At 65.6% G+C, this 13,605-nt stretch carries 13 protein-coding genes; 6 read left to right on the top strand and 7 right to left on the bottom strand.

Annotated features, from left to right (window positions below; translation table 11 throughout):
- Positions 1 to 87: 87 nt before the first annotated feature.
- Together AC1DIO_RS28515 and AC1DIO_RS28510 are read right to left on the bottom strand one after the other, a co-directional pair.
- Positions 88 to 1,254, bottom strand: coding sequence for a hypothetical protein (locus tag AC1DIO_RS28515; RefSeq protein WP_441506900.1), 1,167 nt, complete (start codon positions 1,252 to 1,254; stop codon positions 88 to 90).
- Positions 1,255 to 1,495: 241 nt separating this feature from the next.
- Positions 1,496 to 2,737 (bottom strand): cytochrome P450, encoded by a 1,242-nt coding sequence (locus AC1DIO_RS28510; RefSeq protein ID WP_476832860.1) that lies wholly within the window; start codon positions 2,735 to 2,737, stop codon positions 1,496 to 1,498.
- Between the two features lie 127 nt (positions 2,738 to 2,864).
- On the opposite strand from AC1DIO_RS28510, the gene AC1DIO_RS28505 reads away from it, so the two are divergent.
- From AC1DIO_RS28505 to AC1DIO_RS28495, 3 genes are all read left to right on the top strand, one after another.
- Positions 2,865 to 3,830, top strand: a complete 966-nt coding sequence (locus AC1DIO_RS28505; protein WP_476777295.1) for a LysR family transcriptional regulator — start codon at positions 2,865 to 2,867, stop codon at positions 3,828 to 3,830.
- Between the two features lie 202 nt (positions 3,831 to 4,032).
- The gene (locus AC1DIO_RS28500) at positions 4,033 to 5,061 is read left to right on the top strand and encodes an SDR family oxidoreductase (RefSeq protein ID WP_476770418.1); all 1,029 of its coding nucleotides are present in this window, start codon (positions 4,033 to 4,035) and stop codon (positions 5,059 to 5,061) included.
- 185 nt (positions 5,062 to 5,246) lie between these two features.
- A complete protein-coding gene (locus AC1DIO_RS28495; protein WP_441492928.1) occupies positions 5,247 to 5,372 on the top strand; it encodes a hypothetical protein in 126 nt (41 codons plus the stop codon).
- Positions 5,373 to 5,409: 37 nt separating this feature from the next.
- On the opposite strand, the gene AC1DIO_RS28490 is transcribed toward AC1DIO_RS28495, so the two are convergent.
- The 3 genes from AC1DIO_RS28490 to AC1DIO_RS28480 form a co-directional block, all read right to left on the bottom strand.
- Complete coding sequence (locus tag AC1DIO_RS28490) at positions 5,410 to 5,619, bottom strand: hypothetical protein (protein ID WP_441492929.1); 210 nt, start codon at positions 5,617 to 5,619, stop codon at positions 5,410 to 5,412.
- Between the two features lie 10 nt (positions 5,620 to 5,629).
- Positions 5,630 to 5,812, bottom strand: coding sequence for a hypothetical protein (locus AC1DIO_RS28485; protein WP_441506896.1), 183 nt, complete (start codon positions 5,810 to 5,812; stop codon positions 5,630 to 5,632).
- Positions 5,813 to 5,960: 148 nt separating this feature from the next.
- A complete protein-coding gene (locus AC1DIO_RS28480; RefSeq protein WP_441506895.1) occupies positions 5,961 to 7,097 on the bottom strand; it encodes a glycosyltransferase in 1,137 nt (378 codons plus the stop codon).
- Between the two features lie 415 nt (positions 7,098 to 7,512).
- Here AC1DIO_RS28480 and AC1DIO_RS28475 point away from each other — a divergent pair, with 415 nt between their 5' ends.
- Entirely contained in the window at positions 7,513 to 8,016 is a 504-nt protein-coding gene (locus AC1DIO_RS28475) for a YciE/YciF ferroxidase family protein (protein WP_441492931.1), read from the top strand.
- 104 nt (positions 8,017 to 8,120) lie between these two features.
- Here the strand turns inward: AC1DIO_RS28475 and AC1DIO_RS28470 are convergent, their stop codons facing one another.
- The gene (locus AC1DIO_RS28470; protein ID WP_476832859.1) at positions 8,121 to 9,143 is read right to left on the bottom strand and encodes a methyltransferase; all 1,023 of its coding nucleotides are present in this window, start codon (positions 9,141 to 9,143) and stop codon (positions 8,121 to 8,123) included.
- 439 nt (positions 9,144 to 9,582) lie between these two features.
- On the opposite strand from AC1DIO_RS28470, the gene AC1DIO_RS28465 reads away from it, so the two are divergent.
- Positions 9,583 to 9,822 (top strand): hypothetical protein, encoded by a 240-nt coding sequence (locus tag AC1DIO_RS28465; RefSeq protein WP_441506892.1) that lies wholly within the window; start codon positions 9,583 to 9,585, stop codon positions 9,820 to 9,822.
- A 756-nt stretch (positions 9,823 to 10,578) separates the two neighbouring features.
- Here AC1DIO_RS28465 and AC1DIO_RS28460 read toward each other — a convergent pair.
- Positions 10,579 to 10,896, bottom strand: coding sequence for a hypothetical protein (locus AC1DIO_RS28460; protein WP_441506891.1), 318 nt, complete (start codon positions 10,894 to 10,896; stop codon positions 10,579 to 10,581).
- Between the two features lie 284 nt (positions 10,897 to 11,180).
- On the opposite strand from AC1DIO_RS28460, the gene AC1DIO_RS28455 reads away from it, so the two are divergent.
- On the top strand, positions 11,181 to 13,418 hold the full coding sequence (locus AC1DIO_RS28455; protein WP_476854429.1) for a calcium-binding protein: 2,238 nt from the start codon (positions 11,181 to 11,183) through the stop codon (positions 13,416 to 13,418).
- Positions 13,419 to 13,605 lie beyond the last annotated feature (187 nt).

The following is a 13,605-nucleotide window of genomic DNA, read 5'->3' as shown; positions in this document are numbered from 1 at the left end:
CAGACGTCCGATTCAATCCACTCGCTCCGGCCTCCCTCCGACCCCGGTCTTGCCCAGCCCCGCCTCTTGCCCAGGCCCTCGTCTTGCCTAAGCCCGCGTCTTGGCCATCGCGGCGAGCGCCTTTTCGTCCCTGAGCAGGCGGATGACGGGCAGGGCGGTGTCGTCGCCCACGGGCAGGCCGAGCGCCTCGGCAATGGTGTTGCGCCACTCCTCCGCCTCGCTGGGATCGCTGACGACCCAGACCGTGCGCCGCGTCCGGAAGCGTTGGATGCCGACGATCGCGAGCTGGTTGAAGACGATCCTGCGCAGCGCGCTCTGGTCGACCGGGCGCTTTGCCGTGGCTTCGGCCGCAGTMGCCGTGGTCGGCTTCGGCAGCGGCGGCTCGACCAGGAGCGCATCGACATCGTCGACGATGAGCAGGTCGACATTGCGCCAGGGCCAGAGGATGCGGCCATCCTGTTCCTCGAGCGGCGGGTGGCCGGAATCGGCGTCTTCCTTGCGCTCGACCGCGGCCTCGAACAGCTTCACCAGGGTGGTGTAGCGCGCAATCCCGAGCCGGAAGGCGTATTCGGTGCCGATGCCGCAGGCGAGGCAGGTCTTGCCCGAGCCGACCGTGCCGGTGAGCAGCACATGCGGAAAACGCGGCGCGTTCGCGCCCTTCGTCGGCGGCTCCGACAGGGCGATCAGCGCGTCGCGGTAGCCGGGATCCGGCCTTTCTATGGTCGAGCAGAGATTGGTCAGGCGGAACAGGAAGGGCAGGCCGACCTGCTGGAAGGTCATCTTGCGCTTCACCCACCAGAGCACCAGCAGCGTGGCGGGCACGAGCATGACCAGCAGCGCGACGATGGCCTGGACGCCGCCGAGCCCCGAGGCGCCGGCGACGATCGCGCCCGCGCCGATGAAGAACAGCGCGGTCGCGACATTCCACCAGAGCTCGCGGCGGTTGAACGGAAAGAGCGGGCCCTGGCGCCGGCGCTCGCGGACGATGTCGAGCACCTCCTTGACGATCCAGAGCAGCATATTGAGCAGGGCAGCGATGATCGCAGTCTTCCAGGCCGGAAGATCGGTGAAGAGGGCGGCGAGTATCCAGCTGAACAGGAAGGTGATCTGGAAGCCGAGGCCGAAATGACCGAATTGATCGGCGGTCCAAACATAGCTGACGGTCGGAGTCTGCTGCACATCCTTGCCGAACCAGTCATATCGCAATTGCGATACGATTTCCTTGAGCGAAGGTGGCGTAAGCTTCTTGTCCATTAGGCCGCATCTCGCTCAGGGAACGCAGAAACGTCGGATTCACTGGAATGTCGGGGGAAGGTAGGCGCAGGAAGAGCTTACGCGGATGCTAGCAGCTTCATGCGAGCCGGCAAGAGCGCCGTTACGTCAGGGCGTGATCCGGCGAGAGATGTTGTGCGTGCCGCGTTGCCGCCGCTGGACGCCTGGCATGGGCGCAGCATGGACTATCGGCTTTCAGGGGTTCCGTTTCGCGGACAGCCACTCAGCGCTTGAACAAGGGCGTGCGGACATGCCCCGAGGCGGCATAGGACAGGCCGGCCTCCAGGCGCTCCAGCGGCACGCCGCGCGTCAGCAGATGCCCGACCGCGATCTCGACGATCAGAGCTGCGACCTTGTCCGCGGGGCAGACATGGCGACCGGCGCCGAACTCCAGGGATCTGCGGTCCCTGCGCGCGATATCGAAGCGATCCGGCTCGGGATTGAGCGCGGGATCGCGGTTCGCGGCCGCCAGAAGCACGATGATCAGATCGCCCTGACGAAGCTTATGTCCGGCAATCCTGCCGTCGCGCGCCATGAAACGGAAGGTGCTGCTGGTGACGGTATCGCAGCGCGCCACCTCCTGGATGAGCGGCCGCAGGCATGTCCGATCGGCCTCGACCTGCCGGAGGAGTTCCGGCCGCCGGGCCAGTGCGAGCAGCGTCAACCCGATCAGCGAGGCCATTCCGGCGAAACCCTGGACCATGTAGCCAAGGGCGTTGGCGATCACATCCCTTTCGTCGTCGCAGCCGAAACGCGTCGCTTCGCGCAGCAGCGCCTGGAATAACGGGCCCCGCTGCGCGTCGGCCTTCCCGACGGCACTGGCGAGGTCAAACAGCGCCTGCGCGCCTTGATGTCCTGATGTCAGCAAGTCGGGCGTCAGCGCGGGAATTCCGGTTCCAGCAGCTGCGGCTGCGGTCCCATAGGCGCCAAGCCACCCCATGACGTCGCCGAAGCGTTCGCGGGGAATGCCGAGCAGCAGCGCGATGACCTGCACGGGCAGTGCGAACATGAACTGCGTCGTGGTCGCTTCATCGAGCCTCGGCCCGAGTTCGTCGTCGAGCTCGGCCGCACGCCTGTGTGCCAGGGCCGCGACCTCGCCGAGATCGAGGCCGCGCACGGCGTTCGTGACCGCCTCCTTCAGCCTGCCCCGCGCCTCGTCATCCCGCAGGCGCACGAGCCGGCCAAAGATCTCCGCTGCTGCGCCGCCCTGCAGCGCCGCAGGGATGGGCTCGCTCAAGGGGCGGGTCAGACAGATCGCGCTGGTCAGGACTTCGGTGACCGCGGCAGCGCTCGCCGCCACCCACCAGCCATTGGCCTCGTCCCGGGAGAAGGGACGTTCGCGGGCGAGCCGGCCGTAATAGGGGTATGGATCGGGATGCGATGGCGCAGCGCGAACATGGGCCGGGGAGTGGTACTGAGATAACGCGGGAGCAGGGGCTGCAGGCGCCGAAATCCTCGCCGTCATGGTGCTGCTCCGTCCGGTTCGCGCCGCGGCGCCATCTTTGCTTCCTCTTCGATAGCGCTTGCCCAGGCATCCGTCGAAATCATAGTTTCTCTAAGGCCGATCAGTTTTTTGCATGGGCGTGTCTTTCATGGGCCTGGACAACGAAGCGCTTCTGACTTTCGTCACCATCCATCAGGCCAATGGTTTTTCCAGCGCCGCGGAGGTACTCGGCCGTTCGCAGCCGGCGATCAGCCGGCGCATCGCCTTGCTCGAGGACGAACTCGGCGTGCCGGTCTTCGAGCGCGCGTCCGGGGGCGTGGTGCTCAGCGAAGCCGGCCGCGCGCTGCTGCCGCACGCCGAACGCGTGCTTGCGGCGCTGCGCGACGCGGAAAGCGCGATCAAGGCGCTGCGCACGGAGGTCGCCGGCCGTGTCGCGATCGTGGCAGTGGGCACGCTAGCCGGGACGAACCTCACCGCGGTTCTCAAGCGCTTCGCTGCCGATCATCCCAAGGTCGATCTCTCGATCAGCACCGCGACCAGCGCTGAGGTGAGCGACCGGGTCCGGCGCGGCGAAGCGATGATCGGGCTGCGCTATCTCCTCGACATCGCACCAGATCTCGTCTGCGAGCACATCGCCTCCGAGACAATGGTCGTGGCCTGTTCCGCCCAGCATCGTTTCGCGGGCAAACGGCTCGGATCGCTCGCGGCGCTGTGCCATGAACCCTGGTTTGCGTTCCGCAATGCCTATGATCAGCGCGAGACCTTCGCGGACAACATCTTCGCGCAGTTTCAGGCGCGTGGCATCGGCGAGGTCCGCTGGACATCGATCGACAGCCTGAACGCGATGAAGCGGCTGGTCGAGGCCGGTCTCGGCATCGCGTTGCTGCCAGAAAGCGCGATCGACGAGGAGCGGCGGCTTGGCTCGCTCGCGACGATTCCGGTCGCGGACCTGCACGTCGCCAATCCGATTTATGCGGTCCTGCGCCGAGGCGGCTATCTCAGCCCCGCCACGCTCCATTTGCTGGCACTGCTGCGCTCCGCGCCTGGCCTCGCGAATGGCCGTTTCGTCGCACGGCAGGACGAAGAGGAGCCGCTACCGACAGACAGGGGCTGACAGGGATGAGGGGCAGTTCACGGAGAGGCTGAGGCGGCTGCGTGTTCGGAGGACAGGGGGAGAACGCGTCACCGTGCAGCTCGGTGGCGAGCAGGGCGATCAGGACGGACGCCCGAACAGAGCGCGCCGATCCCGCACCGGCAATGGAACCCGGGCCCGCGGCGCCCGTTCAACTCCGGAATGCGATTGCACGGAGGCCGTGATGGCGAAATCCAGCAAGGTTCAGACCAAGACCAAGCCACAAGCGGAACCCAGGAGCCCGGCAAAGCCGAACAGCGCGACAAATTCCGCGATCCAGCAGCAGCGCCGGATCCAGAGGCAGGTGGCGCGGTCGGATGCGAAGCCGGCAGAGGCGAAATCCGGCGCGATGCAGGCTGGGGCGCGACGTTATCCCGAGCCGCCCTTCAGGAAGCAGCATCAGGCCAAGCCGGGTTCGGAGGCCGTGCTCGATCCGGCCCCGATGTATGATGCGCCCTATTACAAGGGCTCGGGCAAACTCGAGGGCAAGGTCGCCATCATCACGGGCGGCGATTCCGGGATCGGACGCTCGGTCGCCGTGCTCTTCGCGCGCGAGGGTGCCGATGTCGCGATCCTGCATCTCGGCGAGGCCGGGGACGCGAAGGTGACCGGGCAGGCGATCGAGGCCGAGGGGCGGCGCTGCCTCGTCATCCCCGGCGATGTCCGGGATTCAGGCTTCTGCCGGAAGGCGGTGGCCAAGGTCGTCAAGACCTTCGGCAAGCTCGATGTGCTCGTCAACAACGCCGCCTTCCAGGTCCATTCCCCACGTTTCGAGGATCTGAGCGAAGAGCATTTCGACACGACGCTGAAGACCAATCTCTACGGCTATTTCCACATGTCGCAGGCGGCCCTCGACCATATGAAAGTCGGCGGCGCCATCGTGAATTCCGGCTCCGTCACCGGGCTGATGGGCAGTGAGGCGCTGATCGACTATTCCATGACGAAGGGCGGCATCCATGCTTTTACCCGCTCGCTCGCCGCCCATCTCGTGCCGCGCGGGATCAGGGTCAATGCGGTCGCGCCCGGTCCCGTCTGGACGCCGCTCAATCCATCCGACAAGACGGCCGAGGATGTCGCGACATTCGGGGCGCAGACACCGATGAAGCGCCCGGCCCAGCCGGAGGAAATCGCCCCGGCCTATGTCTTCCTCGCCTCGCCGCACTGCTCCAGCTACATCACCGGGGAGATCCTCCCGATCATCGGCGGCTACTAGCATCGGCCCGAAAAGCCGATGCTTCAGGGAGTCGGTTTTCGGGAAATCCGAGCTTCAGCAACACCTCACCGGGTATGCCTGTCGAGGACACGATCGTATCACCTTTTCTGCAACGTCGCGCGGAACCGGATGGCGCCGGCCCGGGTTGCAGTTGCAGTCCTCATCGATGCCGGGCGAAACCTGTCATGCGCTCGCGCTTTCTCGACATCCTGATCTGGCTCACCGTACTGGCGCTTGTGGCCGGCTTCGGGGTCAGGATGTTCCGAACCGTGCCCAGCGTCCAGGACGCGCCACGCATCTATCGGGACTGAGCCCTGGGCCCAGCCCCGCCATGGCCCAGGCCAGGCCTCAGCCCGGCTTCTTCGGCTCAGGCTGGCCCCCATGTCTGATCGTGGCGGCGCTGTCGTGCTCATCGGCCTCGAACGGGGCATGCGGCCCGGTCTGATGCTTCGACAAGGGGCTCGGGCCCGGGCGACGCTGTTCCGGTGCGCCCGATTGTCCCGGCCGTTGCGCCGTCCGATAGGGCACCGGCGCGTCGGTATGCTTCTCGGCTGTCATCGTCATCACCTCAGGTTTCGCAAATGCCGGGAGGAGGGCGCTCGGCTGCCTTCTCGGGGCTCTGCCCGGAGGGGGCGCGATCGCGCATGCGCTCGCCCCGGTTGTCCTGGTTCTTGCCCTGCTCGCCCCGTCCGTGGGGGAGGATGGCTGCCGCATCCGTCGTGGGGATCTTCCGTCCGTAACCGTCTCGCATGGTGGCCTCCGTGTTGTCGGGCCCGGCTGCGCAGGAAACGTCGGGCCCTAAGCGAGGTTCCACGACAACGGCGGTCCGGTCATCATTCAGATGAGCGAATGGCCGGCACCTCCCAGAAGCACGCGCGCCCTGTCCCTGGCGGCCTGCTTCACCAGCCGTCGAATGTCGCATCGACCAGCAGCCTCGCGGCTGACGCCGCCCCGTCGGTGCGGATCGCGCCCGCCAGGGTGGCTGCTCTGGCACCGGTTTCAGGCCTCAGGGCTGTACCGAGCCCCGCCGACAGCGACGCGAAGGTCGGAGTCGGGCCATCGTGCGCAGCTCCGATGCCGAGTTCGGTCACCCTGGCAGCCCAGTGAAACTGGTCCACCGCTTGGGGGACAACGACCTGAGGCGTGCCGGCCCGGGACGCCGTCGTCGTCGTACCCGCCCCGCCATGATGGACAATGGCGGCCACGCGACCGAACAGGGCCTGCTGGTTCACCTCGCCGATGGCAAGGCAGTCGGCGCCGTCGTCGATCAAGCCCAGGTCGGCCCAGCCCCGGGCGACGAGAGCACGGCGGCCCTGCGCGCGGATCGCCTCTATGGCGACACGGGCGCTGTCGTTGGGGACGCGCATGCTGCCAAAGCCGACATAGACGGGCGCTGCGCCGGCATCCAGGAACGCCACCAGATTCGCCGGGAGTGGTCTTTCGTCCGGCAATATCCATGCCGCGGTTCGGATGACAGGAAGCGCTCCGGGCGTCACTTCGGGACACAGGGTCGGGTCCGCTGCCACCAAGGGCCGACCGGTGAACAGGAAGGCCGGGAGGTCCTCCACCGGCGGCAGGCCGATCGACGCCCGATGGGCGTTGATCGGCGCGCCGACCTGCGCGTGCCAGCCCTGGGCGTCCAGCAAACTCGGACAGAAGATCGCGAACCGGTGAGGGACGGCGACCGTCTCGGACACCGACCGCGCGACGAAATGCAACATGCCGCTCGCGACGAGCATGTCACAGCCCTCGGCTGCCTCGGCGAGGGTGTCATAGGTCGCTGCGATGAACCCGGCCACGAAGGCGTCGACGCTCACGACCCGCTCCTCCGCGGTCGAGGGTTGCTCCGCCCATGCGCGCCACGATTTGCGGAAGGGTACCAACGGGATGCCGGCACGGGCCAGCAGCGTTGCGAACTCCGCGTCCGGCGGCGCGCATAACCGCACCTCGAGGCCGAGTGCCCGCAACTCCACCGCCAGGGCCACGATCGGTTCAACGTCGCCGCGCGACCCGTAAGTCGATAATAGGATACGCATTTCGCTATTCCCTTTCCCCATGGTTCAGGTCGAGGGCAGCGTTCATAGGGGGTGACCGGCGTCTTGCCGCAAGCCCCCAGGCACGCTATAGCGTTGGAATGGCAAGGAGCGGCGACGCTCCTTTTTTGTTGCCTTCTCCATGAATGAACGAGGTTTTCGCGACGCGGCGAGGCGCTGCTCCGCAGCGGCGGAGCGGCCACAACGTCCCGTCGCAGGACGGCTTCCCCCCAATCGCTGACAACCTGTCGAAGCGGCATGGCTGGCGAGCAGCTCAGCCAAGACCCTGACAGCCGGGTTCCTTCGCCATGGCCAAAAGCCCCGGCGGCGTGGAACAGGCCGGCGGCCAATACGTTGGTCAGGCAGCAAGCGCGCCCGATCAACCGGCGTCGGCGGGGATCAGAACTAGGAGGACGGAATGGGACTTTTTTCCAAGGACATCAAGACGATGGACGATCTCTTTGTCCACACGCTTCAAGATATCTATTACGCGGAGAAGCAGATCCACAAGTCGCTGCCGAAGATGATCGACAAGGCCACGGACCCGCAGCTGAAGCAGGGGCTGACCGCGCATCGCGGCGAAACCGAAGGTCATATCAAGCGGCTGGAACAGGTCTTCAAGCAACATGGCGCGGAGGCGAAGGGCGTGGATTGCCCGGCGATCGACGGCATCCTCGAGGAAGCCGACGAGGTTCTGGGTGAGGTCGCCGACAAGCAGGTGGTCGATGCCGCGATCATCGCCTGCGCGCAAGCCGTCGAACACTACGAGATCACGCGCTACGGCACCTTGACGGCCTGGGCCAAGCAGCTTGGCCGCAACGACTGCGCCACCCTGCTGCAGCAGAATCTCGACGAGGAATTCGCGGCCGACAAGAAGCTCAGCAAGCTCGCCGAATCCGGGATCAACCGCAAGGCAGCGTAGCCGATCCCGCGCCCTGACCGGTCCCGCCGGGTCACCCGATCCGGCGGAGCTGGGGCGTCCTCCCTGCAGACGGCACCTCGCGACGAGCGCGATCGGCAATCCCGCTATTTATAGGCGATCGCGGCGCTCGACGGGCCGGCCAGCGCCATGGTCTCGAACCTCCGGAAACCGACCTCGCGGCACCAGCCCTCGAAGTCGGCAGCGGAATAGTCGAAGGCATCGCCGAACTCGATCAGCATGTTGAGGGACATCGTCAGGCCGAAGGCATTTTCGCGCCTCGCATTGTCGATGAGGGCCTCGATCACCACGAAGGCGCCGCCCGGCGGCAGGGCGTCATAGGCTTTGCGGATCAGCGCCTTCTTCTTCTCCAGGTTCCAGTCATGCAGGATCATCCCCATGGTGATGACATCGGCCCTGGGCAGAGCATCGGCGAAGAAGTCGCCCCCCACCGCCGCGACCCGGTCGCTCAGGCCCGCCTGTTCGATCCGGCGCAGGGCGATCGGCACGACCTTCGGGAGATCGAAGCTGGTGCAGCGCATATGCGGATGCGCGGCCGCGACCATGCAGGAGAGCTGCCCGGTCGCGCCGCCGACATCGCAAAGGCTGCTGAATCTTGAGAAGTCGAAAGCCTCCGCAAACAGTTTGAAATTGCCGGCCGAGATCCCGGACATCGCGTTCATGAACTGCTCGAGCCGCGCCGGGTCGGCATAGAGCGTGGCGAAGACGGATTCTCCGGAATGCCTGGTCTCGTTCTGCGGCTTGCCGGTTTTCAGAGCCTCGGTGAGGTCTCCCCAGAAGCGGAAGAGGCGCGCATTCGCCATTTCCAGGATGCCGCCGATATAGGCCGGGCTGTTCCGGTCCAGGAAGAAGGCGCTGTCGGGCGTATTCGCATAGCGCGCCCCGGGGCCGTCGCCGTCACGGTCGAGAAATCGGAGCGCGACCAGCGCATCGGGAAAATCCGGGATGGCGCGCGGACTGAGCTGCAAGGAAGCGGCGATCTCGCCAGCCGTCATCGGCTGTTTGGCGAGCGTCGTGAAAAGCCCCAGCTCGACGGCGGAAAGCAGCGTCTTCGAGGCAAAGAACCCCATCCCGACCTGCATGATATGCGACGGATCAAGCCCGGACATGATGGCCCTCGTGCTCGTCGGTATCGCCCCCGGGGAAACCACGGCCCCTGGCGATGCCGATCCTAGCACAGGTGGCCGCAAACCCCGCCGCATCAACCCCCTCGTCGGAAAGGCGCGCGGCTCGCCTTTGGTCGATATTGCAACCCATGGGCGCATTCTGCAGGAATGAGCTGCAGCTTGCGATTCAGCGTCCAGGCCGAAGCATTATGCGGGCAGGAGGCTCGGGTCATGGCAGGCAAGGGGCGCAGAAGACTGCGCCGGGTCATGCGGGGTGAGCCGATCCGCGGATGCCGCCAAGGCCATCTCCGTAATGCCCGGCGAAATCGTCCGGCTGATCAGCCGGGCCCGCCAAGTCGCGCGATGCGACAGATCAGATGCAACCCCTCGATATCACCAATGGAGCGCTCGGAGCGTTCTGCGGACAGGAAATGGGGGCATCGTGAATTTTGCTAAGTTACGAGCGCTTGTCCTGGCTTATGGGAGCAGGTTTAGAGAACTTGCCATAGCTCATGAGAAGAGTTTCAGGGTGCTGTTTGGTTCCGCATTTATGATGGCTTTGGCCTTGCCGTATCTCATTATGTTCCATGTCGAATCTTGGGGTGATACTTTACAGTTTTCGACCTTTATGGGTGTGAGCGCGGGGGTGGGATCGCATCTGGCGGATAAGGTCGTCTCCTGATCGTTGCGGCTACTGGTGGCCCTTGGCGGGCGGGGCCAGTTTGCGTTGGAAGGGCCCAGGGGAGGTCGCCCCGAGGCTGCCCAGGGACCGTTGGGTCGTGACACCGGTTCTGACCCGGCTTCCCTGAAGCCCGCCGCCAGCCGTCTGGCTGTCATTCCAGTATTCGCGGCGCGCGCTGGCATTCGGGGTAGGGAGCGTCAAGAAATCGACCTACGATTGCATTTCGGTGCCGCGTTTCGGGTGTGGCGCTTAAGCAACTGCTGCCGAATACTTGCGCCTCAAAAGGTCGAATTCATGCGTTTCTGCTTGTCCTTTGCCGGCAACGGCGCGAGCCTCCGCCCCGTCGTTGAGTGCGTGAGGGAGTTTGCCCATGAATGCGCAATCAAGATCTGACCTGACGATGACCCGTTGTCACTGGGTTCTGTTCCGGACAGCGATCGTCGTGATCCTCGCAGCAGCCGTGTTGGCGCCGCTGACCCGGTGACGGGACAGCGCCGGCACAGTCCTGGATAAGATGCCCCGATCCGGCAGGCATATCTGGATCGGGGCCATGATCGCGATCATTCTCGTGTTCTACGCGTTCACGCATCCGTTCCGGATCGTCCTGCTCCGCGCGCTGGGCTATTGAGCGGCGCGGTGCTGACGGACGGCAGGATTGCGAGAACCGACATCGGCCCTCCGCGCCGCGCAGTCATGCGGCGCGCGGATTTGCAGCGCGGAGCCGGGCAGAGGAGCCCAGGCCCGACGCGACGTTGATCACGCTTCGGGCGCTCTCATCAGCCGCGGCCTTCCTGTCTCGGCGAAGGGATCGGCCGCCAGGGCGGCGGCGAGCGCGTCAGGCGGAACGAGCTCGCCGCCAAGCGTCTCATGGAAGGCGTGGGCGAGGCTCGCCTCACGAAAGCAGACCCGTATGGCGCCCTTGTCCCGCTTCACCGAGACGGCGCGGTACGTGATCTTCCAGCGCTCGAGCCAAGCGTCCATCTCCTCGAGCCTGCAGAGGAAATCGTCACCCTCGGCAACGACCAGGACCTGATGTCGCCAGGGCCTTATGGCCGGTTCACCACCCTCAACCATCGCGTCACCCTCAACCCGGTCGCAATTCGGCCATACCCGCCGTTCTTCGCGGTCAATGGTCCATCCTACATCCGCCAAACTGACATTTCGCTGACAGGACCTGTCAGCTTCGCGCGCGAGGGCTGCTGATAGACAGCGCCACTCCCAAGCGGGGCCGAACCTCGCCCGCTTGATCGTGACGAGACGGCGGAGGACGGACTCGCCCAGATCCGAGCATCAGCGTCCGCCCGCCAAGAAAAGTCCGTGGGCTCCTAGGGGCATTTCCACCAATTCGGAGCAGGATCATGGCCAATATCGACGGCACAACGGGAGACGACACGCTCTTCGGAACGGAAGACGCCGACCTCATCCGTGGTTTGGCGGGCGCCGATTTCATCCTCGGCTTCGGCGGCAATGATACGCTCGACGGCGGCGGCGGTGACGATCAGCTGGCCGGCGGAGGCTGCGCCGACGTGCTGCAGGGCGGCGCCGGCAATGACACGCTGGCGGGCGACTCCAATTTCGAGATCGCAGGCGCCGACATGCTGACCGGAGGCGGCGGCAATGACCGGTTCGAATGGGACCCGTTCGGCGGAACCTCGACCGCGGCCCTGACCGATATCGTCACCGATTTCCAGGGCGCCGGAAACGCCATTGGCGACACGCTGGAGTTCGACGCCTTCAGCCCCGCGACGCGTTTCAGCTTCGGCGGGCAGCTCAACGCCATGCCCACGCTCGGCAGCGCGATCGGGACCAGCGGCGATGGGCTGGCGGCCATCTCCTATGCGTTCAACGGCGGCAACACCTTTGTGCTCGCCGACAGCAACGACAATGGCAGCTATGACGCGGGCGATCTCACGATCCGCCTCAACGGCCAGCTCAATCTCGTCCAGTCGGATTTCGGCAGCACGCATTTTGTGATCGCCGGCGGCAATGGCGCGGATACGCTGAACGGCACCCAGGGGAACGACACGATCCTGGGGCTTGGCGGCAACGACACGATTAATGGCCGCGGCGGCGACGATAACATCGAAGGTGGCAACGGCGCTGACACGCTGACGGGCGGGGACGGCAACGATTTCATCCAGGGCGGCAATGGCGCCGACACGATCAATGGCGGCGAAGGCCGCGACTTCCTGACAGGCGATGCCGGCAATGACACGATCGATGGCGGCGCGGGTGATGACGGCGGGCTGGCGGGTGGCGACGGCAACGATACGGTGTCCGGCGGTGCCGGCGACGACAATGTCGACGGCGATGATGGGGCCGACACGCTTTCGGGCGGCATCGGCGACGACGACATGTTCGGCGGCGACGGCGCCGATGCGATGTTCGGGGACGCCGGCGCCGACGAATTGTTCGGTGGCCGGGGCAGCGATCAGTTGAGCGGTGGCGCGGGCGCCGACGAGCTGGAAGGCGAAGAAGGCGCCGACCGGATCGAGGGCGGCGGCGGCAACKACCAGTTCAACTTCAACGCCGGCGCCTTCCAGCCGGATTCGAGCTTCTCGGTGCGCGATTTCGTTGCCGATTTCCAGCGTGCCGGACTGGCCGACGGCGATGTGCTCCAGCTCTCCGGCGGCGATTTCGCCTGGGTCGGCCAGATCGAGGCCAATCCACGGATCGGAGCGGCCCTGCCGGGCGGCGGCGATGAGCTGACGCAGCTGGGTTATATCCAGCGTGCCGGCAATACGTTCCTGGTGGCCGACACCAATGATGACGGCCTGCTCGATGCCGATGATTTCACGGTCGAGTTTGCCGGCCTGCAGAGCTTCACGACCGGCGATTTCACCAACACCGACTTCGTCATCGCCGGCACGAATGGCGATGATGTCATTACTGGCACGCGGGACGATGACCGGATCTTCGCCGCTGGCGGCAATGACCAGGTCACCGGGCTTGGCGGCAGCGACGAGATCCATGGCGGCGCCGGCGACGATATCCTCGATGGCGGCCCGGGCGGCTTCGACAATCTGTTCGGCGAGGCGGGCAACGACCGGTTGACGCTCGCGACCAGTGACGGCGGCGGCGTCGCCTCGGGCGGCGAGGGCGACGACGTCCTCTTCGGCAGCGACAGCTCCTTCAGCAATTTCGACAACAGCCTGCAGGGCGATGCCGGCAATGACGAACTGCATGCCGGCGCGGTCGGCTCGGGCATGAACGGGGGAGGTGGCTCCGATCGGCTGGTCAGCGGTGTGGCCGACGACCAGATGGAGGCCGGCMGCGACGAGTTCGGCTTCGATCTCGACAATGCACAGGACCTCTTCGTCTACAGCGGAACCGGGCGCTGGAGCACGGAGGGCAGTTTCTTCGGCGACACGGTCTCCGGCTTCCAGGACGGCTCGGACCTGTTCGACCTGCGCGGCAGCGGCCTGCAATTCGCCGACCTCTCGATCGTCAACGAGGACTTCCAGACGACGATCACCTCGGAGCGCGGGCAGATCACGCTCTTCGAGAGCTTTGGGCAGGAGGTTTTTCTCAACCAGGATGATTTTCTGTTCGGCCCGGCGCCCGCGCCGTTCTCGACCGATCCGCTGTTTATCTAAGGCATCGGCCCGAAAAGTGGTTTCCGGTTTTCGGGCCAGCCGATGCCGGCAGCAAAGGTTCATCGGCCCGAAAAGTGGTTTCCGGTTTTCGGGCCAGCCGATGCCGGCAGCAAAGGTTCATCGGCCCGAAAAGTGGTTTCCGGTTTTCGGGMCAGCCGATGCCGGCAGCAAAGGTTCATCGGCCCGA

It is taken from the genome of Allobosea sp. 05T439, assembly GCF_056396005.1.
Note: the sequence above shows the minus strand (reverse complement) of the source record. Positions and strands in the feature narration are given on the sequence as shown.

Excerpts from the sequence above, each read along its gene's own strand:
- AC1DIO_RS28510 (WP_476832860.1), bottom strand. The coding sequence starts at position 2,737 with ATGACGGCGAGGATTTCGGCGCCTGCAGCCCCTGCTCCCGCGTTATCT.
- AC1DIO_RS28505 (WP_476777295.1), top strand. The coding sequence starts at position 2,865 with ATGGGCCTGGACAACGAAGCGCTTCTGACTTTCGTCACCATCCATCAG.
- AC1DIO_RS28500 (WP_476770418.1), top strand. The coding sequence starts at position 4,033 with ATGGCGAAATCCAGCAAGGTTCAGACCAAGACCAAGCCACAAGCGGAA.
- AC1DIO_RS28495 (WP_441492928.1), top strand. The coding sequence starts at position 5,247 with ATGCGCTCGCGCTTTCTCGACATCCTGATCTGGCTCACCGTACTGGCG.
- AC1DIO_RS28490 (WP_441492929.1), bottom strand. The coding sequence starts at position 5,619 with ATGACAGCCGAGAAGCATACCGACGCGCCGGTGCCCTATCGGACGGCG.
- AC1DIO_RS28485 (WP_441506896.1), bottom strand. The coding sequence starts at position 5,812 with ATGCGAGACGGTTACGGACGGAAGATCCCCACGACGGATGCGGCAGCC.
- AC1DIO_RS28480 (WP_441506895.1), bottom strand. The coding sequence starts at position 7,097 with ATGCGTATCCTATTATCGACTTACGGGTCGCGCGGCGACGTTGAACCG.
- AC1DIO_RS28475 (WP_441492931.1), top strand. The coding sequence starts at position 7,513 with ATGGGACTTTTTTCCAAGGACATCAAGACGATGGACGATCTCTTTGTC.
- AC1DIO_RS28470 (WP_476832859.1), bottom strand. The coding sequence starts at position 9,143 with ATGTCCGGGCTTGATCCGTCGCATATCATGCAGGTCGGGATGGGGTTC.
- AC1DIO_RS28460 (WP_441506891.1), bottom strand. The coding sequence starts at position 10,896 with ATGGTTGAGGGTGGTGAACCGGCCATAAGGCCCTGGCGACATCAGGTC.